A 24,630-nucleotide genomic window follows, 5' to 3' on the forward strand; every position below is an offset into this window, starting at 1 on the left:
CCGCCTCTGCGCGACGGGGCGCGGGCGACTCAGTACTCGCGGTCGATGAGCTGCGGCGGCACCTGGTCGGCCGCGACCTCGTCGACGAAGAACGCTGTGCGACGGCGGCCCTTGGCCCCCGCCGCGGGGACGCTCTGGTAGCTGGCCCCGGCGAGGGCGAGGCCCAGCGCCGCGGCCTTGTCGGCACCCGCCACGACCATCCACACGCGCTTGGACGAGTTGATCACCGGTCGCGTCAGCGACACCCGGTCGCTCGGCGGCTTGGGCGAGTTCCGTACGGGCACGGTGGCGCGGTCGGTCACCGAGATCTCGGGGCGGTCGGGGAACAGCGACGCGATGTGCGCATCGGGACCGACACCGAGGAAGCAGATGTCGAACGCGGGCCAGGGGCCCGTCTCGCTGCGGTCGGACGGTGCGAACTGCGCCAGCTCGTCGGCATACGCGATCGCCGCGGCATCGAGGTCGAGTCCGTCCTCGCTCGAGGCGACCGTATGGATGTTCTCGGCCGGGATGTCGAGGTGGTCGAGGAAGGCCTCGCGCGCCTGCTTCTCGTTGCGATCGTCGGAGTCACGCGGAACGAACCGCTCGTCGCCGAACCAGAAGTGCACGAGCGACCAGTCGACCTGCCCGAGGCGTTCATCGCGCGCCGCCGTGCGCAGGACCGCGCCGCCCATCGTTCCACCGGTGAGGCAGACATGCATGCGCTTGCCCTCGGCGACGCGCTTGACGATGCGGTTCACGAAGCGCGTGGCCACGTAGGACGCCAGGGTGTCGGCATCCGGCTTGATGATGACCTGCTTGACCGAACCGTTGTCGGTCATGACGCGTCCCGCTCGCTCGCCGCGAGCAGCAGGTCGTGGCCCTCGGTGATCACCCGGCCGTAGAGCAGGTCGGGGTCGAGGCGGCGCAACTCCTCTGCAAGGCACTCGCGCAGCGTGCGCCGGGGGAAGGCCAGGTCGTGCGTGGGCTGGCCGGGCTGGGTCAGCACCGCGACGCCGGACTCGGGGCGCTCGAGCAGCGTGTCGCCGCTCGGGCGCGTCAGGCGCACCGACTTGATCCCGCTCGACCACTCGTCTTCCGGCAGGTAGGCGTAGTCGACGGGAGCCTGGAGCTTCATCCCCAGCCAGGCCGCCAGCAGGGCCGTCGACGGGGAGTCGGCGGCGCCGCGGACCTCGATCGCGGTCACGGGCTCGTACGGCGGCTGGTCGAGGACGGCAGCCAGCTGCTCGCGCCAACGCGTCACACGAGTCCACGCGAAGTCCGTGTCGCCGGGGGAGTAGTGCTCCCCGAGCTGGGCCACCCACGCGGCGGGGTCCGCCTGCGACGAAGCGTCGGTGATGCGACGCTGCGCGATGCGACCGATCGCGGAGTGCGAAGGGTCCTCGGGCGCGTCGGCCGGCCACCACGCGACGACCGGAGCGTCGGGGAGGAGCAATCCGGTGACGAGACTCTCGGCGTTGGAGCCCGCGGCACCGTGCGCACGGAGCACCACGACCTCGCTCGCCCCGGCGTCGCCGCCCACGCGGATCTGCGCGTCGAGACGGGGGTCCGCGTCTTCGTTGCCGAACAGCACGGCGATGACGCGCATCGGGTGCTCTCGGGAGGCGTCGTTCGCGGCCTCGATCACCTCTTCTTCGGCACCGTGGTGGGTGACGATGATGAGGGTCAGCACGCGGCCGAGGGCGACGGCGCCGCCCTCTTCGCGCACGCTCACGAGCTTCTTCGAGATGGCGCTGACGGTGGTGTCGGGCAGATCGATGATCACGGGCGTCTCCAGGTGCGACCGTCACGGGCGAGGAGTTCGTCGGCGGATGCCGGACCCCAGGAACCGGGCGAATACTGTTCGAGCGGACCGCCCTGGGCGGCCCAGAACTCCTCGATCGGGTCGAGGATCTTCCAGCTGAGCTCCACCTCTTCGTGACGGGGGAACAGCGGCGGGTCTCCCAGCAGCACGTCGAGGATGAGGCGCTCGTACGCTTCGGGGCTCGCCTCGGTGAAGGCGTGACCGTAGCCGAAGTCCATCGTGACGTCGCGCACCTGGGTGCCGTCGCCGGGGACTTTCGAGCCGAAGCGGATCGTGACGCCCTCGTCGGGCTGCACGCGGATGACGAGGGCGTTCTGCCCGAGCTCCTGCGTCTGGCTCTGCGAGAACAGCTGCTGCGGCGCGCGCTTGAAGACGACGGCCACCTCGGTGACTCGACGGCCCAGGCGCTTGCCGCTGCGAACGTAGAAGGGCACGCCGGACCAGCGGCGGGTGTTGATCTCGAGCTTGATGGCCGCGTACGTCTCGGTCACCGACTCGGGGTTCATGCCGTCTTCCTCGAGGAAGCCGAGCACCTGCTCGCCGCCCTGCCATCCACCGGCGTACTGGCCACGAGCGGTCGCCTCGGCGAGGTTCTCGGGCACGCGCACGGCGGCGAGCACCTTCTCTTTCTCGGCGCGGAGGTCGGCAGCGTTGAAGCTGATGGGCTCCTCCATCGCCGTGAGGGCGAGGAGCTGCAGCAGGTGGTTCTGGATGACGTCGCGGGCTGCACCGATGCCGTCGTAGTAGCCGGCACGGCCGCCCACGCCGATGTCTTCGGCCATCGTGATCTGCACGTGGTCGACGTAGTTGCGGTTCCAGATGGGCTCGTACAGCTCGTTCGCGAAGCGTAGCGCGAGGATGTTCTGCACGGTCTCTTTGCCGAGGTAGTGATCGATCCGGAAGATCGAGTCGGCGGGGAAGGCGCTCTCGACGACCTCGTTCAGCTCGCGAGCGGACGCGAGGTCGTGGCCGAACGGCTTCTCGATGACGACACGACGCCATCCCTTGACGCCTTCGGACTCGTCTCCGACGAGACCGGACGCCTTGAGTTGCGTGGTGACGAGCGGGAAGGCCTTGGGCGGGATCGAGAGGTAGTACGCGTGGTTGCCCATCGTGCCGCGCTCGGTGTCGAGCTTGTCGACGGTCGCGCGCAGCCGCTGGAAGGCCTCGGGGTCGTCGAACTCTCCCTGGACGAAGCGGATCCCCTCGAGGAGCTCCTTCCACGTCTCTTCACGGAACTCCGTGCGTGCGTACTTCTTGACCGACTCGTAGACGACCTCGGCGAAGTCCTGGTCCTCCCAATCGCGGCGCGCGAAGCCCACGAGCGCGAAGCCCGGCGGCAGGAGTCCGCGGTTGGCGAGGTCGTAGACCGCCGGCATGAGTTTCTTGCGCGAGAGGTCGCCGGTGACGCCGAAGATCACGAGGGCACTGGGCCCCGCGATTCGGCTCAAACGGCGATCCTCGGGATCGCGCAACGGATTGTGACCCGGAGTGATCTCTACGACCATGCTTACTGCGCCGCCTCGAAGAGTGAGAGCACCTCGACCTGCGGGTCGGTCAGCGTCAGCGTGACGACGGGACGGCCGTGGCCCTCCGCCAACACGCTCGCGTCGCCCGCGGCCTGTGCGTTGATGAGTTGTCCGAACGTGAACGGTCGACCGGGGATCTCGAGGTCGACATCGGTACGTTCGAGGATCTGAAGGAAGACGCCGGTGGAGGGTCCTCCCTTGTGGTACTGCCCGGTGGAGTGCAGGAACCGCGGCCCCCACCCGAACGTGGTGGGGCGTCCGGAGTCGGCGGCCACGAGTTCGCGCAGCCCCTGGAGCTGAGCAAGCTCGAGACGGTTCACGTAGGCCTGGACGCTGACGTAGCCGTCGGACGGTACGGTCTGCCACAGCGCCGCGAGTACGCCCGCGACCGTGCCGCTGGCACCCAGGGCCGGGTCGGAGACGCGCACCTCGACGCCGCCGTCGACGAAGGCGGGGGCGGTGGGGGCGGGTTGCGCGTCGAGCAGGCCGCGCGTCGCGGTCTTCGCCGATTCGACATCGGGCTGGTCGAAGGGATCGATCCCCAACAGCCGACCGGCGATCGCGGTCGCGTACTCCCACACGACGAACTGGGCGCCGAGCGAGCCGCTCACGAGGACCTCGCCGGTGTGACGCTCGAACAGGTGGAACGCGTCGGCGTCGTCGACGAAGCGGACGACCTGCAGGTCGTCGGGCTTCGCCTCGAGCTCCGGCGAGACCGGGAGCAGGACGACGGGCAGGATGCCGGTGCCGTTCTTGCCCGTCGACTCGGCGACGAGCTGCTCGATCCAGTCCGGCAGGCCGATGATGTGGCTGCCGTCGGTCACCAGGCCGAGCTTGTCGCGGCGAAGATCGCCGCCTCCGGCGATCGCCGCGGCCAGCACGAGGGCGGGGTTCTCGGGCGAGTCGATCGCGACCTCGAGCAGGGTGGCATCCGCTTCGTCGAGGAGGTCTTCGATGTCGACGCCCGCGAGGCCGGTCGGGACGAGCCCGAACGCGGTCAGCGCCGAATAGCGGCCGCCCACCGTGGGGTCGGCGGTGAAGACGCGGTAACCGTCGGCCCGAGCCGACTCCTCGAGCGGGGAGCCGGGGTCGGTGACGACCACGATGCGTCCGGCCGGGTCGATGCCCAGGTCGCGGAAGGCCGCCTCGAAAGCGCGCTTGGCGGAATCGGTCTCGATCGTCGAACCCGACTTGCTCGAGACGACCAGGACGGTCTGCTCGAGTCCGCCCGACTCGGCGTCGCCGTCGATCGCGGCGAGCACCTGGCCAGGAGCGGTCGAGTCGAGGATGACGAGCGGCACGCCCGCCGATTGCGCGATGACCTCGGGGGCGAGCGAGGATCCGCCCATCCCCGCGAGGACCACGCGGGTCACGCCCTGCGCGACGAGTTCGTCGCGCAGGGCCGTGATCTCGGGCACGAGCGGGCGCGAGACGGAGACCGCCCGCACCCACCCGAGCCGACGCGAGGCCTCGTCCTCCGCGGCGGCGCCCCACAGGGAGGCGTCGCCCGCGGTGATCCCCGATGCGATGAGCGAGCCCGTCAGGCCCGGCAACTCCGCGTCGACGACCGACTTGACGTGGCCGGTGACCTTGACGGCGAGAGTCACTGCGCGGCCTGGGCGCTTCCGGCCTGCAGTGCGGTCTTGACGGTGTCCTGCAGTTCGTGCCACGAGGCGATGAACTTCTCGACGCCCTCGTCCTCGAGCACCTGCGTGGCGTCGGTGACGTCGACTCCGGCCGCGGCGAGGCGGTCGAAGACCTCGTGCGCCTCGGCGTACGCGCCGGTGACCGTGTCGCCGGTGATGACGCCGTGGTCGAAGGTGGCCTCGAGCGTCTTCTCGGGCATCGTGTTGACGGTGCCGGGGGCGACGAGCTCGGTCACGTAGAGCGTGTCGGGCAGAGCCGGGTCCTTGACACCGGTCGAGGCCCAGAGCGGACGCTGCACCGTGGCACCGGCATCCAGCAGTTCCTTGGCGCGGGGCTCGGCGAACTTCTTCTCGAAGAGCTCGTAGGCCAGGCGCGCGTTCGCGATACCCGCCTTGCCCTTGAGGTCGGCGGCCTCGTCGGTGCCGATCGCCGCGAGACGCTTGTCGATCTCGGTGTCGACGCGCGAGACGAAGAACGAGGCGACCGACTGGAGGGTCGAGATGTCGTGACCGGCGTCGCGCGCCTTCTCGACACCCGCGAGGTAGGCGTCGATGACCTCTTCGTAGCGCTCCAGGCTGAAGATCAGCGTGACGTTGACCGAGATGCCCGCACCGATGACCTCGGTGATGGCGGGCAGACCGGCCTTGGTCGCGGGGATCTTGATGAGGACGTTCTTGCGGTCGACGCGTGCCGAGAGGTCCTTCGCCTGCGCGACGGTGCCCTCGGTGTCGTGCGCGAGGTCAGGGGAGACCTCGATCGAGACGCGGCCGTCGACGCCGTGGGTGGCCTCGAAGACGGGGAGGAAGATGTCGCACGCGTCGCGCACGTCGTCGGTGGTGATCGAGAAGATCGCCTCGTCGACGCTGGCGTTCTCCGCGGCGAGCTCCTTGACCTGGCCCTCGTACGCCTCGCCCTTCGACAGCGCACCGGCGAAGATCGTCGGGTTCGTGGTGACGCCCGAGACGTCGCGCTTCTCGATGAGCTCGGCGAGGTTGCCGGACTGGATGCGCTGACGCGACAGGTCGTCGAGCCAGATGCTGACGCCGGCGGCGGAGAGATCTGCGGTGGGAGTGCTCATTGTTCTGGTTCTCCTCTGGTTACTTCTGCGTTGCGGACGTCTGCCCGGCTGCCGCTCCCGCGGCAGCAAGCGACTCGCGGGCGGCCTCGACGACGTGCTCCGTCGTGATGCCGAACTTCTGGAAAAGGGTCTTGTAGTCGGCCGACGCACCGAAGTGGTCGATCGCGACCGAGCGTCCGGCGTCGCCGACGATGCCCGCCCAGCTGAGGGCGGAACCGGCCTCGACCGACACGCGCGCCTTCACCGACGAGGGCAGCACCGACTCGCGGTATTCCTCGTCCTGCTCGGCGAACCACTCGAGCGACGGGGCCGACACGACGCGTGCGTGGACGCCCTCGGCGGCGAGGGTCTCGCGCGCCTCGACGGCCAGCTGCACCTCGGAGCCGGTCGCGATGAGGATCACGTCGGGCTCGCCGTTCTTCGCTTCGGCCAGCACGTACGCACCCTTGACCGCGCCTTCGGCGGAGGCGAACTCGTCACCTGATGCCGCGCCCTCGCCGCGAGCGAAGACGGGGATGTTCTGGCGGGTCAGGGCGATACCGGCGGGACCGGCGGTGCGGCGCAGCATCTCGAGCCAGACGACGCTCGTCTCGTTGGCGTCCGCGGGACGGACGAGGGCGAAGTTCGGGATGGCGCGGAGCGTGGCGATCTGCTCGATCGGCTGGTGCGTGGGGCCGTCCTCGCCGAGGGCGACGGAGTCGTGCGTCCACACGAAGATCGTCGGGATGTTCATCAGGGCGGCCAGACGCACCGGCGGGCGCATGTAGTCGCTGAAGATGAGGAACGTGCCGCCGAACGGACGCGTGGGGCCGTGCAGGACGATGCCGTTGAGGATCGCGCCCATCGCGTGCTCGCGGATGCCGAAGTGCAGCACGCGACCATAGTCGTCACCCGACCACTCGTGCGTCGACCACTCCGCGGGGATGAAGGACTTGGCATCCTTGATCGTGGTGAGGTTCGATTCGGCGAGGTCGGCCGAACCGCCCCAGAGCTCGGGGAGCTCGGCGGCCAGGGCGTTGATGACCGTGCCGCTCGCGGCGCGGGTCGAGACGTCCTTGCCCGCTTCGAACGCGGGGAGGGCGTCGGCGATGCCCTCGGGGAGCTCGCGGGCCTGCAGACGGTCCCACAGCTGCTTGCGCTCGGGGTGGGCCTCGGCCCACGCGTCGAACTTTTGCTGCCAGGCGGCCTTCTCGGCCTCGCCGCGCTCGACCAGCTTGCGCGTGTGGGCGATGACGTCGTCGTCGACGGCGAAGTGCTGCTCGGGGTCGAAGCCGAGCACCTCTTTCGTGGCCTTGAGCTCGTCGGCGCCCAGGGCCGAACCGTGGATCTTGCCGGAGTTCTGCTTGCCGGGCGAGGGCCAGCCGATGATCGTCTTCAGGACGATGAGCGAGGGCTTGCTCGTCTCGCCCTTGGCGCGCTCGATGGCGGCGTTCAGTTCGGCGACGTCTTCGACGTACTCGCCGGTCTTCTTCCAGTCGACCGTCTGCACGTGCCAGCCGTAGGCCTCGTAGCGCTTCTGGACGTCCTCGGTGAAAGCGACGTTGGTGTCGTCTTCGATCGAGATCTGGTTGGAGTCGTAGATGGCGATGAGGTTGCCGAGCTCCTGGTGGCCGGCGAGCGAGGAGGCCTCGCTGGTCACGCCCTCCTGGAGGTCGCCGTCACCGGCGATCACGTAGACGTAGTGGTCGAAGGGGCTCTCGCCGGCCGGCGTCTCGGGATCGAACAGGCCGCGCTCGTAGCGGGCCGCGTAGGCGAAGCCCACCGACGACGCGAGGCCCTGGCCGAGGGGGCCGGTGGTGATCTCGACACCGTCGGTGTGGCCGTACTCGGGGTGGCCGGGGGTGAGCGAACCCCAGGTGCGCAGCGCCTCGAGGTCCTTCTTCTCGAGGCCGAAGCCGCCGAGGTACAGCTGCACGTACTGCGTCAGCGAGGAGTGGCCGACCGACAGGATGAAGCGATCGCGACCCGGCCAGTGGGTGTCAGCGGGGTCGTGGCGCAGGACGCGCTGGTAGAGCAGGTAGGCCGCGGGAGCGAGCGACATCGCGGTTCCGGGGTGGCCGTTGCCCACCTTCTCGACGGCATCCGCCGCGAGAATGCGAGCGGTGTCCACCGCGCGCCGATCGATGTCATCCCATTCGAAGTCCGACAACTGGGTCGCCTTTCTCGATACTGAGCGCCCGGGTTCACTTCCGACGCCGCACTCACCACCGTAGGAGTGGGAGAGGGGTGGGGTGTCGGCGCGGGGCGCGCGTTCACCGTCAGCATAGCGAGAACGCCGTCGCAGGTTGCGGTGCGTGACGGGGGTCGACAGACGGCCGGTCGTGTGGTGGAGATGGCATAGAATCGTGGAGGTTCTATACGCGCTACCCCGGGGGACGATGGACATCTCGACGACGTCGCACGTCATTGCGACGACCGATCGCCGCTCCGTCGGACGCACCCTCCGGGCCTACGTCGCTCTGACCAAGCCCCGCGTCCTCGAGCTCCTCCTCGTCACCACCGTGCCGGTGATGATCCTGGCGCAGGGCGGCCTCCCGAACCTGTGGCTCATCCTCGCCACCGTCGTCGGCGGCTCGCTCAGCGCGGGCTCGGCGGCGGCGTTCAACATGTACCTCGACCGCGACATCGATGCCCACATGCAGCGCACCGTCAACCGCCCGCTCGTGACGGGCGAGGTCTCGCCGCGCGGCGCGCTGGTGTTCGCGTGGACGCTCGCCGCGGTGTCGACGGTGTGGCTGTGGGTCTTCACCAACGTCCTGGCGGCGGGTCTCTCGGCCGCGGCGATCTTCTTCTACGTCGTGATCTACACGATGATCCTCAAGCGCCGTACCGAGCAGAACATCGTGTGGGGCGGCATCGCGGGGTGCTTCCCGGTTCTCATCGGCTGGTCGGCCGTGACGGGCTCGCTCTCGTGGACGCCCTTCATCCTGTTCGCGCTGGTCTTCCTGTGGACGCCGCCGCACTACTGGCCGCTGTCGATGAAGTACGCGGCCCAGTACGACGAGGTCGATGTGCCCATGCTGGGCGCGACCCGCAGTGGTTCGCAGGTGGGTCTGCAGGTCATCCTGTACGCGTGGGCCACCGTCGCGTGCTCGCTGCTGCTCATCCCCGTCGCGCCGATGGGCCTGGTCTACACGGTCTCGGCGCTCGTGTTCGGCGGGTGGTTCATCTACGAGTCGCACCGCCTGTACTCTCGCGCCGTCCGCGGTGGAGAGCCGCGGCCCATGCGCGTGTTCCACGCCTCGATCACCTACCTGACGCTGTTATTCGTCGCGATCGCGGTCGACCCGCTGCTTCCGTTCTGAACTCTTCCAGAAAGCGCCCGCCCCGTTCTTGGAGCGGGCGCTTTTTCGTTCCGGATGCCGGTTCCTGGCGTGACCGAGCGAGCCGGGGCCGTGGCGATCAGCGGTCGGCGTCCGCGCGGGGTGCGTCGGCGATCAGGGAGCGACTCATCTCCACGAGGCCGCCGTCGTCGGGGTGGGGTTCGCGTCCGAGGACCCGAAGCTCCTGGGTGCGTCCAGTGGAGACGAACCCGTTCCGTGTGTAGTACTTCCGGGCCGGGGTGGCGCGCTCGGCCACCCAGAGCCGGAGGGTCGTTCCGCGTGTTGCCGCCCAGCCCAGGACCGCGGCGAGCAGGGCGTCGGTGACGCCGTTCGCGCGCCCGCGTGCGTCCGGAGTCACGTAGACACCCGTGAGGACGGGTTCGGGGCCGTGAGCGTCGCCGATCTGCGCGCACATCATGCCGAGCCACCGACCCGTCTCGTCGGCGATGGCGGCCACGCTCGTCGTGTCCGGCTGTTCGCCGCGACGTGCGCGCATCTTCCAGCCGTCGTCGGGGATGAGCCGTGTCTCTTCGACGGTCGCGGTCCACGACACGGGGTTGTCCATGGCGTTCTCGATGCGGAACGACCGCACCTCGGGCCAGTCGTCCTCTCGGGTCGTGCGCAGTGTGAACATCCCTCCACGGTACGCATTCGCCCCGTCTTCCGGAGACACGAAAGCGCCCGCCCCCAACGGGAGCGGGCGCTTCGAGGCACGGGATCAGCGACGCGCGGTGTCGTCTCCGGTGTCGAGCCGGGGCTCGTCGTGGTGCGCTGCCGCGGCGGCCTGCGGGGGAGCGGTGGCCGTCGAGGGCGTCTCGACGTCGGCATCCTCGACCGCGAGGGGGGTGGCGGTGGTGGCCGGCGCGAACGGGGCGACGGGAGCCGAGCTCTCGGCGACGGTCTCGTCGTCGCTGTTCCAATCGATGGTCTCGATCGCGACGTCGGGACGGCGGGTGAGCGTGGCAGCGGCCGCGAGGGCCAGAACCGCGACGATGCCGATGGCACCGGCGCCGAGTACGGCTGCACCGACGACGACCCACGACTGGCCGACGTAGACCTGCACGACGGTGGCGTTCGGGTCGTTGAGCACCTGCTCCATCGCGTCGATCCCGTTCAGGACGATCGCGAGTCCTCCGGCGATGGCGGCCAGGGATGCGACCACGAGCACCCAGAACGGGATGCTGGTCACCAGGCGGGGGCGAGTCTTCATGGGGAGTACTCCTTGTCGTTCCGACAGGGGGTTGTCGGGCGGCGGGTCCCGAAGCGGGGGACGACGGGACGGTGGGCACGGGAATGCCACGTTCAACGATGACCCATGCGTCGGTGCGCGGTGTAGGGGTCGCCGATGAATCGCCTATGAGCGTATAAGGGGGTCGGGAGCGGGTTCCCGGTTGCCGAGGGCGCTCGGCCCGAGAGCCGGTCGCGGGCCGGGCGCCCGGCCTCAGCCGCGCGCGGAGGCCGCCTCGCGCACGGGGTCCTGACGTCCCGCGACCGCGGGCTGCTTCAGGCGCAGCACGACGACGGTCATCGTCGCGGCGGCGAGGGCGGCGAGCACCATGTGCGTGCCGACGGCGAACTCGGGCAGGCCGTTGCGCGCCTGGTACAGGCCCACGGCGATCTGCACCAGTTCGACGGCGAGGAGGGCGAGGGCCCAGCGGCGCACCGGCAGGCGCAGGCGCCACGCCGCGATGACGACGACCAGCGTCAGCGCGAACAGCGCGTACCCGGGCCACGAGTGCACGTGCTCCAGCACCTCGGCGTCGAAGCCGTTGCGTCCGGCGGACGCGTCGCCCGAGTGGGGGCCTGCGCCGGTGGTCAGCACGCCGAACACGATCGTGAGGGCCAGGACGCCGGTGGTGGCGTGGACGAGACCGGCGAACCACCGCGGCGCCGCGAGCTGGCGCGGACCGGCAGGCTGGTTCATCCGGACGAGGAAGGCGGCGCACACGGCCACGAGCGACACCGAGGCGACGTAGTGGAAGCCGACGATGAAGGGGTTCAGGCCCGTGAGCACCGTGATCCCGCCGACGACGGCCTGAGCGATGATCCCGACGAGCACGACGAGCGAGAGCACGAACAGCACACGACGCTCGTGCCGCATCCGCCAGACGAGCACGACGACGGCGATGGCCAGGATGCCGACGAGCCCCGTCAGCGTCCGGTTGCCGAATTCGATGACGCCGTGGATGCCCATCTCCTGGGTGTTCACGAGCGAGTCGGGCGTGCACTTCGGCCAGGTCGGGCACCCGAGGCCCGAGCCGGTGAGGCGGACGGCGCCTCCGGTGCCGATGATCAGCACCTCGGCGACGAACGACAGCCAGGCGAACACGCGAACGCGACGATCGACATCGGTCGGGAGCCAGGCCGCGAAGCGACGCAAGGCGGCGGGGACGCGGGTCGAGGCGGTGGGGGACGAGGCGGAGGGCATGCGTACGGCTTCCTGGCGTCGAGGTGCTCCGGGCTGTGGAGAGAGCGGGCCTGCCATGCCGGGAGCGGGTGTTGCCTGTAGAATCGAAGGGTCCGGGTGCAGCGCTCACGCGTTCCGCACCCACGACAGTCTAGGCGCGCAGCCAGCGCCTTCGAGCGGGCCCACCAGCGTCGTTCCTGAGACTTCGACCGGAGTCCGGAATGCCGGGGCGGATGACACCGTTGTGGCCCGAGAAGGAGAGTGATCACCATGTCCGATGTACTCATCGACCGACCCGAGCTCGAAAGCCTGGGGCAATACGAGTTCGGCTGGCACGACACCGATGCCGCCGGCGCGATCGCGCAGCGCGGGATCAACGAGGACGTGGTGCGCGGGATCTCCGCCCTCAAGTCCGAGCCCGAGTGGATGCTGAAGACGCGTCTGAAGGGCTACCAGCTGTTCGGCCGCAAGCCCATGCCCACGTGGGGTGCGGACCTGTCGGAGATCGACTTCGACAACATCAAGTACTTCGTCCGCTCGACCGAGAAGCAGGCCCAGACCTGGGAAGACCTGCCGGAAGAGATCCGCAACACGTACGAGAAGCTCGGCATCCCCGAGGCGGAGCGCCAGCGCCTCGTCGCCGGCGTCGCCGCGCAGTACGAGTCCGAGGTGGTCTACCACCAGATCCGTGAGGACCTCGAGCAGCAGGGTGTCATCTTCATGGACACCGACACCGCTCTGCGCGAGCACCCCGAGTTCTTCGAGGAGTACTTCGGCACGGTCATCCCCGCCGGAGACAACAAGTTCGCCGCCCTGAACACGGCCGTGTGGTCGGGCGGATCGTTCGTCTACGTCCCCAAGGGCGTGCACGTCGAGATTCCCCTGCAGGCCTACTTCCGCATCAACACCGAGAACATGGGCCAGTTCGAGCGGACGCTGATCATCGCCGACGAGGACAGCTACGTCCACTACATCGAGGGCTGCACCGCTCCGATCTACAAGAGCGACTCGCTGCACTCGGCCGTGGTCGAGATCATCGTGAAGAAGAACGCCCGCGTTCGCTACACGACGATCCAGAACTGGTCGAACAACGTCTACAACCTCGTCACCAAGCGGGCCGTAGCCCACGAGGGCGCGACCATGGAGTGGGTCGACGGCAACATCGGCTCCAAGGTGACGATGAAGTACCCCTCCATCTATCTCATGGGCGAGCACGCCAAGGGCGAGACCCTCTCGGTCGCGTTCGCCGGTCCCGGTCAGCACCAGGACGCCGGCGCGAAGATGATCCACATGGCGCCCTACACGCAGTCGTCGATCGTCTCCAAGTCGATCGCGCGCGGCGGCGGCCGTGCGGGCTACCGCGGTGAGGTCCGAGTGGATGCCAACGCGCACCACTCCGCCAACACGGTGCGCTGCGACGCGCTGCTGGTCGACACGATCTCGCGCAGCGACACCTACCCCGCGATCGACATCCGCGTCGACGACGTGCAGCTCGGCCACGAGGCCACGGTCTCGAAGGTCAGCGAAGAGCAGCTGTTCTACCTGCAGTCGCGCGGTATGCCCGAAGACGAGGCGATGGCCATGATCGTGCGCGGCTTCATCGAGCCGATCGCCCGCGAGCTGCCGATGGAATACGCGCTCGAGCTCAACAAGCTCATCGAGATGGGCATGGAAGGATCCGTAGGCTAAATGACGACTGCGACTGACACTCCCGCAGCCGCCGCGGAGGGGCATATCGACCCCGCCGCACTCGTGGCATCCGTCGTTCCGGTGCAGACGCGCTCGGAGCGACCGACCTCGTTCGATCCGGCCGATTTCGGTGTGCCCTCGGGCCGCGAGGTCAACTGGAAGCTGACGCCGATCGACCGGCTCGCGCCGCTGTTCGTCGACGAGGCGGGCCCCTCGGGCGTCGTCTCGGTCGAGGTCAGCGCCCCGGCCGCCGTCGAGCAGCTGCGCCTGGCCGCGGGCGACGCCCCGCGCGGTGAGCACTTCCGCCCGGAAGACCTCACCGCCGCCCTCGCCTGGACGCACGAGACCGAAGCGCCGCTGCTGCGGATCCCCGCGAACGTCGAGCTCGACGAGCCCGTCGTCGTGCGCCTGACCGGCACGGGCGGCCTCGCCCACGCCCACGTCGTGATCGAGGCGCAGCCGAACTCGCGCGGCACGGTGGTGCTGCGTCACGAGGGCACGGCGAACCACGTCCAGAACGTCGAGATCATCGTGCGCGACGGCGCCGACCTCACCGTCGTCTCGGTGCAGCGCTGGAACGACGACGCCGTGCACGCGGCATCCCATCAGGCCCGAGTCGACCGAGACGCCAAGCTCACGCACGTCGTGGTGAGCTTCGGTGGCGGCGTCGTACGCGTCAACCCCTCCGTCGAGCTCTCGGGCCCCGGCGCCGAGGGACGCCTGTACGGCCTGTCGTTCTCGGACGCCGGTCAGCACCTCGAGTCGCAGGTCTACCTGCACCACAAGGGGCCGCACACCGTCGGCGACGTGCTCTACAAGGGCGCGCTGCAGGGCGAGAGCGCACGCAGTGTCTGGATCGGCGACGTCCTCATCGGGCCGGATGCCACGGGCACCGACTCCTACGAGGCGAACCGCAACCTCGTGCTCACCGACGGCGCCCGCGCCGACTCGATCCCGAACCTCGAGATCGAGACCGGTGACATCCAGGGTGCGGGTCACGCCAGCGCCACGGGGCGTTTCGACGACGAGCAGCTGTTCTACCTGCAGGCCCGCGGCATCGCGGAGGACGAGGCTCGTCGCCTTGTCGTGCTGGGCTTCCTCAGCGAGATCGTGCAGCGTATCGGCATCCCCGAGCTCGAGACCGAGCTCATCGAGGCCATCGAGCACGAGCTGGCCGCGGGAGCCGAGGCGTGAGCGCCTCGCGCGCGTGCGCTCTGAGCGACCTCACCCAGGACGAGGCGCATCGCGTTGAAATCGAGGGGGTCGCGATCGCCGTCGTGCTGGACGGTAACGGCGATGTCCACGCTATCGGCGACGTGTGCACGCACGGCGACATCTCGCTCTCCGACGGTTTCGTCGAGGGAGAGACGCTGGAGTGCTGGGCTCACGGTTCGGCCTTCTCGCTCAAGACCGGTCGACCGCTGAACCTCCCGGCCTACGAGCCGGTGCCCGTGTACGAGGTCGTGATCGACGGAGACGACGTGCTCATCGATCCGTCCGTCACCAAGGCGACGGCCTGAGCCGCGCCCACGACCCCCAGAATTTACGAGTAAGGAACACCATGTCTGTCCTCGAGATCCGCGACCTCCACGTGACGGTCGAGACGGAGAACGGTACGACCCCGATCCTCAACGGCGTGACGCTCACGATGCGCACCGGTGAGACCCACGCGATCATGGGCCCCAACGGCTCCGGCAAGTCGACCCTGGCGTACACGATCGCCGGTCACCCCAAGTACACCGTCACCAGCGGCTCCATCACCCTCGACGGTGAGGACGTGCTCGAGATGAGCGTCGACGAGCGCGCTCGCGCGGGCCTCTTCCTGGCGATGCAGTACCCGGTCGAGATCCCCGGTGTCACCGTCACCAACTTCCTCCGTACCGCGAAGACGGCCATCGACGGCGAGGCTCCGGCCATCCGCTCGTGGACCAAGGACGTCAAGGGCGCCATGGAGAACCTCCGCATGGACCCGAAGTTCGCCTCGCGCAACGTCAACGAGGGCTTCTCGGGCGGCGAGAAGAAGCGCCACGAGATCCTCCAGCTCGAACTGCTTAAGCCGAAGATCGCCGTGCTCGACGAGACCGACTCCGGCCTCGACGTCGATGCGCTCAAGATCGTGTCCGAGGGCGTCAACCGCGCGAAGGAGCAGACCGATCTCGGTGTGCTGCTGATCACGCACTACACGCGCATCCTTCGCTACATCCGTCCCGACTTCGTGCACGTGGTCGTCAAGGGCCGCATCGTCGAAGAGGGCGGCCCCGAGCTCGCCGACCGACTCGAAGAAGAGGGTTACGACCGCTTCCTCGAGGCCGGTACGCCGATCGACGCGTAGGATCGTTACATGACCGCAACGCTCGCTCCCGAGAAGTACGACGAGGTCACCGAGGCTCTCAAAGACGTCATGGACCCCGAACTGGGGATCAACGTCGTCGACCTCGGCCTCATCTACGATCTCGCCTGGGATGACGAGAACGACGCGCTCGTCATCCACATGACCCTCACCTCGGCCGGCTGCCCGCTGACCGACGTGCTCGAAGAGCAGACCGCGCAGGCCCTCGACAACGTCGTGGAACGCTTCCGCATCAACTGGGTGTGGATGCCGCCGTGGGGTCCCGAGCGGATCACCGACGACGGCCGCGACATGATGCGCGCTCTCGGCTTCGCGATCTGAGATCCCGATCACCACGAACGCCCACTCCTCACGGGGTGGGCGTTCGTCGTTTCCGGATGCCGGGACCCCGGCGCCCCGTGGACGCCGTGCGGCGGCGAGGGTCCGGGGTCTGCGCTCGTGTGTCCTCCTCTGACGCGTGGAGTACTCGGCATCCGGGCCTCTCGTTAGGCTTTTCGCATGAGCGTTCTCCCGTTGCAGGCCCTGCCGCTCGAGCTCCTGCGTCAGCGCAGCAGCACGAAGTGGCGTTCCTACGACGATGACGTGATCCCCATGTTCGTCGCCGAGACCGACTACCCGCTCGCGCCGGCCATCACGTCCGCACTGCACCGCGCCGTCGAGATCGGCGACACGGGGTACACCCCGCCGCGGCCCGGGATCGATCTCGACTTCGCCGACTTCGCGGAGCGTCAGTGGGGGTGGCGGCCGGATCCGGCGCGCATCCGCTGGACGGGCGACGTGATGATGGGCGTCGTCGAGGTGCTGCGCGCGGTGACCTCTCCCGGCGACCGTGTGATCGTGACGCCGCCCGTCTATCCGCCGTTCTACGACACCGTCGAAGAGGCGGGGGCCGTGGTCGAGCGCGTTCCGCTGGTCGACGACGGTCAGCGCTGGAGCCTCGACCTCGACGGCATCGAGCGGGCACTGGCCGGCGGCGCCCGGGCCGTGCTGCTGTGCAACCCGCACAACCCCACCGGCACCGTCCATTCCCGCGACTCCCTCGCGGCGCTCGCGCGTCTCGCGTACCGCTACGGCGCGAGCGTGGTCAGCGACGAGATCCACGCGCCCCTCACGCACGCCCCGGCGGTGTTCACGCCGTTCCTGGATGCCGGCGACGAGGCCGCCGCGGTCGGCTACATCGTGACGAGCGCGAGCAAGACGTACAACCTCGCGGGCTTGAAGTGCGCGGTCATCGTGACGGGGGCGGAGGACACGGCCGCGGTCGTCCGGGGCCTCCCGTGGGAGGTGGAGTGGCGAGCGGGGCTGTTCGGCGTCCTCGCGAATCGTGCCGCGTTCTCCGCCGACAGCGACGGGTGGCTCGCCTCGCTGCTCGTGGCTCTGGACGACAATCGACGGCTGCTCGCCGACCTTCTCGCCGAACACCTGCCCCTCGCGCGGTACCGGATCCCCGAGGCGGGGTTCCTCGCGTGGGTCGACGTCTCGGCCTACGGCTGGGGCGACAATCCCGCTCCCTTCATCCGGCGCGAGGCTCAGGTCGCCCTGCACCACGGGCCCCTCTTCGGAGTTGAGGGTGTGGGGCACGTGCGGATCAACGTCGGGTGCGCCCCCGAGGTGCTGCGCGAGGCGATCGAGCGGGTCGGGAAGCTCGTCGATCGCGGATAGCGCGGCCCGTTCGCTCGCCGTCGAGGCAGCGGCGTGGCATTCCGGGGGAAGGTAAGGATATCCTTATCTTGTGATCACTGCCACGCGTCCCGCCTACCGCCCGTACGTCGCCGTGGTGAAGGAGGTGCGGCGACTCTCGCCGCACTTCGTGCGCGTGACGTTCACTTCTCCCGACTTCGACGTCTTCGGCACCGATCGTCGGGACCAGCGCGTCAAACTGGTGCTGCCCGGTCGCGACGGCACCGTCTGCGACATCGGACAGGACGACCCGGATGCCATCGCCAACGGCGAGTGGTACACCCGCTGGCGCGATCTGCCCGACGACGAACGCATGCCGTTCCGCACCTACACCGTGCGCCGGATCGACCCCGAGGCGCGGGAGCTCGACATCGACTTCGTCGTCCACCACGACGCCGGGCCCGCGGGTTCGTGGGCCGAGTCGGCGACGACCGGAGACCACCTTGTCGTCGTCGGCCCCGATGCGCGCAGCCCCGAGTCGGCGCAGGGCATCGACTTCCACCCCGGCACGGCGCGTCGCATCGTGTTGGCCGGTGATGAGACCGCCGCCCCCGCGATCTGCGCGGTGCTCGAGGGGCTCGAGCCGGGGCTCGAGGTCGACGCGTTCATCGAGGTCCCCGATGTCGACGACGCGCTCCCGGTGCGCAGCGGGAACGCGCGCGTGCACTGGCTCCCGAGGGGCGAACGGCCTCACGGCGAGGCGCTGGTCGAGGCCGTGGAGGCCTGGACCGCGGCATCCGGTGACGTTCTGGCGCGGGCGGCCGCGCCCCGGCCGCAGGTGCTCGAGGAGATCGACCTCGACGTCGACCTGCTGTGGGACAGCCCCGCCGACGCGGAGGGGGAGTTCTACGCCTGGATCGCGGGCGAGTCCTCGACGGTGAAGCTGCTGCGCCGGATGCTCGTCTCGGGCTGCGGTGTCGATCGCGGACGCGTCGCCTTCATGGGTTACTGGCGCGCCGGTCAGGTCGAGCGCACGGCCTGAACTCCGGGCGCTTCGTGCCCCGAACGATGAAAGCCCCGGCCGAGGCCGGGGCTTTCGTCATGCGTCGGCCGAGACCGTCTGCGCTTGCTCCGGCTCGGCCACCGTGTGATGCCGGCCGACGGGGATCACCATGGGTCGCCCGGTCAGCGGGTCGGGCACGACGCGGCTGTCGAGGCCGAAGACGCGGCGCACGGTGTCCTCGGTGAGGACGTCGGAGGGATCTCCCGCCGCGATGACCTCGCCCTGCGCCATGGCCACGAGGTGGTCGGCGTACCGGGCGGCGAGGTTGAGATCGTGCAGCACCATGGCCACGGTGGTTCCGCGGTCGCGGTTGAGGTCGGCCAGCAGGTCGAGGACGTCGATCTGATGGCTGATGTCGAGGAACGTCGTGGGCTCGTCGAGCAGGAGGACGTCGGTCTCCTGCGCGAGGGCCATCGCGATCCAGACCCGCTGGCGCTGGCCACCACTGAGTTCGTCGACGGGGCGATCGGCGAGGTGCGCGACGTCGGTGGCGTCGAGAGCGCGTGCCACCGCGGCGTCGTCGGCGCTCGTCCAACGCGACAGCGCACCCTGGTGGGGGTGGCGGCCGCGGCTGACGAGATCCGACACAGCGATGCCGTCGGGGGCGATCGGCGACTGGGGGAGGAGCCCGAGCACGCGCGCGACCTGCTTGGTGGGCTGACGGTGGATGGACTTGCCGTCCAGCAGCACCTGACCCGCTGCCGGCGTCAGCAGACGCGCCATGGCCTTGAGCAGCGTCGACTTGCCGCACGCGTTCGCACCGACGATGGTCGTCACTTTCCCCGGCGGGATCTGCAGGTCGAGCGAGTCGACGATGGTCCGGTCTCCGTAGCCGAGGGTGACGGCCTCGGCGACGAGGGAGCGCTCGACGGTCATAGCGTGGTTCCTCCGGTTCGGCTGCTGCGAACGAGCAGATAGATGAGATACGGCGCGCCGAGCACACCGGTGATGACGCCCACGGGCAGACGCGTGCCGAACGCGTACTGGGCGCAGTAGTCCGCCACGAGCACCAGGAGGGCGCCGACCAGACCCGCGGGCAGGATGGGGGAGCCGACCGGCCCGAGCAGACGCACGGCGATGGGGCCGGCCAGGAACGACACGAAGGCGATGGGGCCCGCGGCGGCCGTGCCGAAGGCCAGCAGGCCCACCGCGGCGACGATGAGCAGCAGCCGACTCCGCTCGACGGGGAGACCGACGGCGGCGGCGGTGTCATCGCCCATGCGGAGGATCTCGAGGCGGCCGGACAGGCCGAGGAGAACCGGGGCGAGGACGATGACCGCGCCGGCGACCGGCAGGGCGCGGTCCCACGTCGCGTCGTTCAGGTTGCCGGTGATCCAGCGCATCGCGGCGGGGAGGTCGTATTCCGCGGCGCGTGCGATCACGTACGACACCACGGCCTGGCACATCGCCGCGACGCCGATGCCGACGAGGATCAGGCGTGCCCCCGAGCCGCCGTTGCGGTAGGCGAGCAGGTAGATCGTGAGCGCGGCGGCGAGGGCCGCGGCCATCGCGAGGAACGACACCGTCGTCTCGCCCATCCCGAAGACGACGATGCCGATGACGGCAGCCGCGCTCGCCCCGGTGTTGATGCCGATGACGTCGGGACTCGCGAGGGCATTGCGCAGCATCGACTGGAAGACCACACCTCCCATGCCGAAGCACAGGCCCGTGAACAGCGCGGTCACCGCGCGGGGCAGCCGCAGCTCGCCCACGGTGAACGATGCTCCCGGGACGCGTTGTCCCGTGAGGACGCCCCACACGTCGCTCGGGGAGTAGACGGTCTGGCCCAGCATGAGCGACAACGAGAACGCGCCGACGACGAGAAGGGCCAGGATGCCGGTGACCAGCGCCCATTTCCGGCGACGACTCTTCCGGCCGGCGACGACGGAGGCCAGGGCGGGAGGCGCGGGGCTGGTGAGTGCGTCGATCACAGCGCCCTCATCCTCTGTCGCCGGACCAGCGCGATGAAGAACGGAGCCCCGACCAGAGCGGTGACGATACCGACCTCGATTTCCTCGGGACGTGCGACCAGGCGGCCCACGACGTCTCCGAGCGTGAGGAGCGCGGCTCCGCCGAGGGCCGAGACCGGCAGCAGCCACCGGTGGTCGACGCCGACGAGCAAGCGGATCATGTGCGGGACGACGAGCCCGACGAAGCCGATGGGGCCGGCGACCGCGGTCGCGGCGCCGCACAGGATCACGGCGCCCCCCGTGGAGAGGAGTCGGGCGGTGCGGACGCGAGCGCCGAGGCCCGCGGCGAGCTCGTCTCCGAGGGCGAGCGTGTTCAAAGACGTCGAGCTGGCGAGGCAGATCACGAGACCGGCCAGGAGGAAGGGCAGCACCTGCAGGATCGTCTCGAAGGTCGCGCCACCGACGCCGCCGATCTGCCAGAAACGGAACTCGTTCATGACATTGATGCGCGGCAGGAGGACGGCGCTCGTGAGGGAGCTGAAGGCGACGGCGCTCACCGCGCCGGCGAGCGCGAGACGCAACGGCGTCGCCCCGCCGCGACCGAGCGAGCCGATCGCGTAGACCAGCACCGCAGCACCTGCGGCACCGATCAGTCCCACCCAGATGTACGACGTCGCCGATCCGAGCCCGAAGAAGGCGATCCCGACGACGATCGCCAGTCCGGCGCCGCCGTTGATGCCGAGGATCTGCGGGTCGGCGAGAGGGTTGCGGGTAGCTCCCTGCAGCACCGCACCCGAGACCGCGAGGGCTGCGCCGACGAGGACCGCGAGGAGCGTGCGGGGGACCCGCTTGGCGACCGCGGCCGCCGAGGCGGTGTCGGTGGATCCGGTGAGCCCGGACCAGATGTCGGCCGCGGTCACGTCACGCGCACCGAAGGTCACCGAGAGGATCGCCGCGACGACGAGCACGATGACGAGAGCGGCGACACCGACCGCACGTCTCCGCCCCCAGCGACGCGGGCGGGCGTCGCCGGGGGCGGAGAGGGCCGGAGCGAGAGTGCTCATCGCTCCGACGGGTGGGGCGTCGGCATCAGGACGCGGCCTTCGCGGCTGCAGCTCCCACGAGGCCGATGTACTCGTCGCCGTAGGTCGATCCGATGTTCAGCGGCGTCGGGGTGATGGCCGACGAGAGGGTGGAACCACTCGTGATCACGGCGATCGCACCGTTCGCCACGGCCGGCACCTTCGACAGCAGCGGGTCGGCCTGCATCGCGGAGATCATGCCGTCGGCGCCGTAGGCCACCATCACCTGGACGTCGGTGAAGTTCTCGATCTGCTCCGTGCTGGGCGTGAACCAGAAGGTGTCGGACGCTGCCGACTGCGAGGCGACGTATGACGACGGGGCGAGGCCGAGCTCCTCGAGGTAGCCCATGCGCGGGTCGAGCGTGTTGTAGAAGCCGAGGGTCGACAGGTTGGTCGGGTCGAAGTAGGTGAGGAGCGACTTCTTGCCGGCGATGGCGGGGTACTTCGCCGCCTCGTCGGTGATGTGCTTCTCCTTGTCGGCGACGATCTGCTCGGCCTCGTCCTTCAGGCCGAGCGCCGTGCCGTCGAGGACGGTCATGTCCTGCCAGGTGGTGCCCCACGCGACGTCCTGGAAGGTGACGACCGGCGCGATCTTGCTGAGCGTGTCGTACTGCTCCTGGGTCATGCCGGAGTAGGCGGCGAGGATGACGTCGGGCCGAGCGTCGGAGATCGCCTCGTAGTCGTAGCCGTTGGTCTCGTCCATCAGGACGGGCGTCTGCGCGCCGAGTTCGGCGAGCTTGTCCTTCGTCCAGGGGAGGAGTCCGTCGCCGTCTTCGTCTCCGTAGATCACCTTGGGCATGGCGACGGGAACGACACCGAGCGCCAGGGCGACGTCCTGGTTGCCCCAGTCGACCGTGACGACGCGCTCGGGCTTGGCGGGGATGGTCGTCTCGCCGAAGACGTTGCTGAGCGTCAAGGGGAATGCGGCATCCCCGTCGGTCGACTCGGAGGCGCCGGGAGCGGCTGCCGAGGTGCCGGCGCAGCCGGTCAGGACGAGGGCGGAACCGACGGCGAGTGCCGCCAGTGCGCGGAATCGGGACACGAAGAGCCTCCTGCGTGTTAGGTAAGGATAGGCTTAGTTTAGGTCAGTCCTCGGGGCAGAACGCAAACCCGGATGCCAGAGGGACAGGCCGAACTCCTCGGCGTCGAGACACTCTCGCGGTGCGTTATTCGTCGCGCCCGGATCGTCGGCATCCGCAGGGCGCGGTCGTTTGGTCGCAGCTCTCGCCCGGGCGTCGTCGCCCGACCATGACCGCGCTGTCGGCGGGCACGCAGGGGCGCGTCTTATACTGGGTGGCTGGCCATGTCGGCCGGTTTCCCCATCCCCGAAGAACGGACGTTCGCTGTGCTCGCCGTGCACGACCTCGAGATCCGCGTGGGTGCCCGCGTGCTCATGTCCGACGTGGCGTTCCGCGTCTCCGACGGCGACAAGATCGGCCTCGTCGGGCGCAACGGTGCCGGCAAGACGACGCTGACCAAGGTGCTCGCCGGCGACCTGTTGCCCGCGAACGGCGGCGTCGATCGTTCGGGTGAGCTGGGTTACCTGCCGCAGGACCCGCGCTCGGGAGACCCCGAGATGCTCGCGCGTACGCGCATCCTCGACGCCCGCGGTCTGGGCTCGCTCGCCCTCGGGATGCACGAGGCGTCGATGGCGATGGGTGACGACGACCCCGCCGTCGCCGCGAAGGCGATGAAGAAGTATGCCAACCTCACGGAGCGCTTCGAGGCTGCCGGTGGATACGCGGCCGAGGCCGAAGCGGCATCCATCGCTCACAACCTCTCTCTTCCCGACCGCATCCTCGATCAGCCGCTGAAGACCCTCTCGGGTGGTCAGCGGCGCCGCATCGAGCTCGCGCGCATCCTCTTCTCCGACGCGCAGACGATGATCCTCGACGAGCCGACCAACCACCTCGACGCCGACAGCGTCGTGTGGCTGCGCGAGTTCCTCAAGGGCTACAAGGGCGGGCTCATCGTGATCTCGCACGACGTCGAGCTGGTCGGCGAGACCGTCAACCGCGTCTTCTACCTGGATGCCAATCGCCAGGTCATCGACGTCTACAACATGAACTGGAAGAACTACCTGCGTCAGCGGGTGGCCGACGAGGAGCGCCGCAAGAAGGAGCGCGTCAACGTCGAGAAGAAGGCCACGGCCCTGCAGCTGCAAGCGGCGCGCTTCGGTGCCAAGGCCTCGAAGGCCGCGGCCGCGCACCAGATGGTCGCGCGCGCCGAGAAGATGCTCTCGGGTCTCGACGAGGTGCGTGCCGAAGAGCGTGTCGCGAAGCTGCGGTTCCCCAAGCCCGCGCCCTGCGGCAAGACGCCGCTCATGGCCTCCGGTCTGTCGAAGTCGTACGGTTCGCTCGAGATCTTCACCGATGTCGACCTCGCCATCGACCGCGGTTCGCGCGTGGTCATCCTCGGGCTGAACGGTGCGGGGAAGACGACGCTGCTGCGCATCCTCGCCGGCGTCGACCAGCCCGACACCGGGCAGCTCGAGCCCGGCCACGGCCTCAAGATCGGCTATTACGCCCAGGAGCACGAGAACCTCGACGTCAACCGTTCGGTGCTCGAGAACATGATGTCGTCGGCCCCGCACATCACGGCGACCGAGGCGCGCAAGGTGCTCGGGTCGTTCCTCTTCGTCGGCGACGACGTGCTGAAGCCCGCCGGGGTGCTGTCCGGTGGCGAGAAGACGCGTCTGTCGCTCGCGACGCTCGTGGTCTCGTCGGCCAACATGCTGCTGCTCGACGAGCCCACCAACAACCTCGACCCCGCCTCGCGTGAAGAGATCCTCGGCGCCCTGTCGCACTACGAGGGCGCTGTCGTGCTCGTCTCGCACGATGAGGGCGCCGTCGAGGCGCTGAACCCCGAGCGCGTGCTGATCCTCCCGGACGGCGTCGAAGACATCTGGGGCCGCGACTACGCGGATCTGATCACGCTGGCGTAAGCAGGTCGCGCTTGTCGACTGGGCATGCCAGCATCGCGGAATGACCGGTCAACGCATTCCGGATGACGTCAGAGCGATCGTCTTCGACGTCGGCGAGACGCTGGTGGACGAAACACGATTGTGGAGCACCTGGGCTCACGAGATCGGCGCGACCCCGTTGTCCGTCATGGGAGTGCTGGGAGGG

At 69.3% G+C, this 24,630-nt stretch carries 22 protein-coding genes; 9 read left to right on the forward strand and 13 right to left on the reverse strand.

From position 1 onward, the window contains the following. Positions 1–29 precede the first annotated feature (29 nt). From pgl to tkt, 6 genes are read right to left on the reverse strand one after another with little or no spacing between them, the layout of a single operon-like run. On the reverse strand, positions 30–821 hold the full coding sequence (pgl, locus tag J2X55_RS16150; protein ID WP_115918810.1) for a 6-phosphogluconolactonase: 792 nt from the start codon (positions 819–821) through the stop codon (positions 30–32). Further along, positions 818–1,765, reverse strand: coding sequence for a glucose-6-phosphate dehydrogenase assembly protein OpcA (locus J2X55_RS16155; protein WP_210112932.1), 948 nt, complete (start codon positions 1,763–1,765; stop codon positions 818–820). The genes pgl and J2X55_RS16155 overlap by 4 nt, the downstream gene beginning before the upstream one ends. Further along, positions 1,762–3,312: a glucose-6-phosphate dehydrogenase gene (gene zwf / locus J2X55_RS16160; RefSeq protein ID WP_115918806.1), complete on the reverse strand. Its 1,551-nt coding sequence runs from the start codon at positions 3,310–3,312 to the stop codon at positions 1,762–1,764. Before zwf ends, J2X55_RS16155 begins: the two co-directional genes overlap by 4 nt. 2 nt (positions 3,313–3,314) lie before the next feature. After that, entirely contained in the window at positions 3,315–4,940 is a 1,626-nt protein-coding gene (locus J2X55_RS16165; protein WP_309824647.1) for a glucose-6-phosphate isomerase, read from the reverse strand. Then, positions 4,937–6,058 carry a transaldolase gene (tal, locus tag J2X55_RS16170; protein ID WP_309824648.1) on the reverse strand — a complete coding sequence of 374 codons (1,122 nt, stop codon included), beginning with the start codon at positions 6,056–6,058 and terminating at the stop codon, positions 4,937–4,939. Before tal ends, J2X55_RS16165 begins: the two co-directional genes overlap by 4 nt. 19 nt (positions 6,059–6,077) lie before the next feature. Beyond that, positions 6,078–8,207 (reverse strand): transketolase, encoded by a 2,130-nt coding sequence (gene tkt, locus J2X55_RS16175; RefSeq protein ID WP_309824649.1) that lies wholly within the window; start codon positions 8,205–8,207, stop codon positions 6,078–6,080. A gap of 229 nt (positions 8,208–8,436) precedes the next feature. Between tkt and J2X55_RS16180 the strand changes: the two genes are divergently transcribed. After that, positions 8,437–9,363: a heme o synthase gene (locus J2X55_RS16180; RefSeq protein WP_115918798.1), complete on the forward strand. Its 927-nt coding sequence runs from the start codon at positions 8,437–8,439 to the stop codon at positions 9,361–9,363. Positions 9,364–9,460: 97 nt separating this feature from the next. Here J2X55_RS16180 and J2X55_RS16185 read toward each other — a convergent pair whose 3' ends face one another. From J2X55_RS16185 to J2X55_RS16195, 3 genes are all read right to left on the reverse strand, one after another. After that, the gene (locus J2X55_RS16185) at positions 9,461–10,015 is read right to left on the reverse strand and encodes a GNAT family N-acetyltransferase (RefSeq protein WP_309824650.1); all 555 of its coding nucleotides are present in this window, start codon (positions 10,013–10,015) and stop codon (positions 9,461–9,463) included. An 84-nt stretch (positions 10,016–10,099) separates the two neighbouring features. Next, positions 10,100–10,591 (reverse strand): dinucleotide-utilizing enzyme, encoded by a 492-nt coding sequence (locus J2X55_RS16190; RefSeq protein WP_115918794.1) that lies wholly within the window; start codon positions 10,589–10,591, stop codon positions 10,100–10,102. A gap of 231 nt (positions 10,592–10,822) precedes the next feature. Further along, on the reverse strand, positions 10,823–11,809 hold the full coding sequence (locus J2X55_RS16195) for a heme A synthase (RefSeq protein WP_115918792.1): 987 nt from the start codon (positions 11,807–11,809) through the stop codon (positions 10,823–10,825). 249 nt (positions 11,810–12,058) lie between these two features. On the opposite strand from J2X55_RS16195, the gene sufB reads away from it, so the two are divergent. From sufB to J2X55_RS16230, 7 genes are all read left to right on the forward strand, one after another. Further along, entirely contained in the window at positions 12,059–13,477 is a 1,419-nt protein-coding gene (sufB, locus tag J2X55_RS16200; protein ID WP_115918981.1) for a Fe-S cluster assembly protein SufB, read from the forward strand. Next, positions 13,478–14,671 (forward strand): Fe-S cluster assembly protein SufD, encoded by a 1,194-nt coding sequence (gene sufD, locus J2X55_RS16205; RefSeq protein ID WP_115918790.1) that lies wholly within the window; start codon positions 13,478–13,480, stop codon positions 14,669–14,671. It abuts the gene before it with no gap. Further along, positions 14,668–14,997: a non-heme iron oxygenase ferredoxin subunit gene (locus J2X55_RS16210; RefSeq protein ID WP_309824651.1), complete on the forward strand. Its 330-nt coding sequence runs from the start codon at positions 14,668–14,670 to the stop codon at positions 14,995–14,997. The genes sufD and J2X55_RS16210 overlap by 4 nt, the downstream gene beginning before the upstream one ends. A gap of 41 nt (positions 14,998–15,038) precedes the next feature. Further along, on the forward strand, positions 15,039–15,809 hold the full coding sequence (sufC, locus tag J2X55_RS16215) for a Fe-S cluster assembly ATPase SufC (protein ID WP_056232130.1): 771 nt from the start codon (positions 15,039–15,041) through the stop codon (positions 15,807–15,809). 9 nt (positions 15,810–15,818) lie between these two features. Continuing rightward, positions 15,819–16,148, forward strand: coding sequence for a metal-sulfur cluster assembly factor (locus tag J2X55_RS16220; RefSeq protein ID WP_056232125.1), 330 nt, complete (start codon positions 15,819–15,821; stop codon positions 16,146–16,148). 177 nt (positions 16,149–16,325) lie between these two features. Then, the gene (locus tag J2X55_RS16225; protein ID WP_115918784.1) at positions 16,326–17,489 is read left to right on the forward strand and encodes a MalY/PatB family protein; all 1,164 of its coding nucleotides are present in this window, start codon (positions 16,326–16,328) and stop codon (positions 17,487–17,489) included. A 70-nt stretch (positions 17,490–17,559) separates the two neighbouring features. Continuing rightward, on the forward strand, positions 17,560–18,489 hold the full coding sequence (locus J2X55_RS16230) for a siderophore-interacting protein (RefSeq protein WP_309824652.1): 930 nt from the start codon (positions 17,560–17,562) through the stop codon (positions 18,487–18,489). Positions 18,490–18,546: 57 nt separating this feature from the next. Here J2X55_RS16230 and J2X55_RS16235 read toward each other — a convergent pair whose 3' ends face one another. From J2X55_RS16235 to J2X55_RS16250, 4 genes are read right to left on the reverse strand one after another with little or no spacing between them, the layout of a single operon-like run. Beyond that, entirely contained in the window at positions 18,547–19,386 is an 840-nt protein-coding gene (locus J2X55_RS16235; protein ID WP_309824653.1) for an ABC transporter ATP-binding protein, read from the reverse strand. Further along, entirely contained in the window at positions 19,383–20,441 is a 1,059-nt protein-coding gene (locus tag J2X55_RS16240) for an iron chelate uptake ABC transporter family permease subunit (RefSeq protein ID WP_309824655.1), read from the reverse strand. The genes J2X55_RS16235 and J2X55_RS16240 overlap by 4 nt, the downstream gene beginning before the upstream one ends. Continuing rightward, positions 20,438–21,484 (reverse strand): iron ABC transporter permease, encoded by a 1,047-nt coding sequence (locus J2X55_RS16245; RefSeq protein ID WP_115918779.1) that lies wholly within the window; start codon positions 21,482–21,484, stop codon positions 20,438–20,440. Before J2X55_RS16245 ends, J2X55_RS16240 begins: the two co-directional genes overlap by 4 nt. A 25-nt stretch (positions 21,485–21,509) precedes the next feature. Then, positions 21,510–22,544, reverse strand: a complete 1,035-nt coding sequence (locus J2X55_RS16250) for an iron-siderophore ABC transporter substrate-binding protein (RefSeq protein ID WP_115918777.1) — start codon at positions 22,542–22,544, stop codon at positions 21,510–21,512. Positions 22,545–22,847: 303 nt separating this feature from the next. Here J2X55_RS16250 and J2X55_RS16255 point away from each other — a divergent pair, with 303 nt between their 5' ends. After that, positions 22,848–24,446: an ABC-F family ATP-binding cassette domain-containing protein gene (locus J2X55_RS16255; RefSeq protein ID WP_115918977.1), complete on the forward strand. Its 1,599-nt coding sequence runs from the start codon at positions 22,848–22,850 to the stop codon at positions 24,444–24,446. Positions 24,447–24,630: the final 184 nt, after the last annotated feature.

The sequence above is a fragment of the Microbacterium sp. 1154 genome (assembly GCF_031455375.1).
Lineage (GTDB): Bacteria > Actinomycetota > Actinomycetes > Actinomycetales > Microbacteriaceae > Microbacterium.

Coding starts and splice junctions, on each gene's coding strand:
- J2X55_RS16185 (WP_309824650.1), bottom strand. CDS start 10,015: ATGTTCACACTGCGCACGACCCGAGAGGACGACTGGCCCGAGGTGCGG.
- J2X55_RS16195 (WP_115918792.1), bottom strand. CDS start 11,809: ATGCCCTCCGCCTCGTCCCCCACCGCCTCGACCCGCGTCCCCGCCGCC.
- J2X55_RS16180 (WP_115918798.1), top strand. CDS start 8,437: ATGGACATCTCGACGACGTCGCACGTCATTGCGACGACCGATCGCCGC.
- J2X55_RS16220 (WP_056232125.1), top strand. CDS start 15,819: ATGACCGCAACGCTCGCTCCCGAGAAGTACGACGAGGTCACCGAGGCT.
- zwf (WP_115918806.1), bottom strand. CDS start 3,312: ATGGTCGTAGAGATCACTCCGGGTCACAATCCGTTGCGCGATCCCGAG.
- tal (WP_309824648.1), bottom strand. CDS start 6,058: ATGAGCACTCCCACCGCAGATCTCTCCGCCGCCGGCGTCAGCATCTGG.
- J2X55_RS16190 (WP_115918794.1), bottom strand. CDS start 10,591: ATGAAGACTCGCCCCCGCCTGGTGACCAGCATCCCGTTCTGGGTGCTC.
- J2X55_RS16225 (WP_115918784.1), top strand. CDS start 16,326: ATGAGCGTTCTCCCGTTGCAGGCCCTGCCGCTCGAGCTCCTGCGTCAG.
- sufD (WP_115918790.1), top strand. CDS start 13,478: ATGACGACTGCGACTGACACTCCCGCAGCCGCCGCGGAGGGGCATATC.
- sufB (WP_115918981.1), top strand. CDS start 12,059: ATGTCCGATGTACTCATCGACCGACCCGAGCTCGAAAGCCTGGGGCAA.
- J2X55_RS16245 (WP_115918779.1), bottom strand. CDS start 21,484: ATGAGCACTCTCGCTCCGGCCCTCTCCGCCCCCGGCGACGCCCGCCCG.
- pgl (WP_115918810.1), bottom strand. CDS start 821: ATGACCGACAACGGTTCGGTCAAGCAGGTCATCATCAAGCCGGATGCC.
- J2X55_RS16235 (WP_309824653.1), bottom strand. CDS start 19,386: ATGACCGTCGAGCGCTCCCTCGTCGCCGAGGCCGTCACCCTCGGCTAC.
- sufC (WP_056232130.1), top strand. CDS start 15,039: ATGTCTGTCCTCGAGATCCGCGACCTCCACGTGACGGTCGAGACGGAG.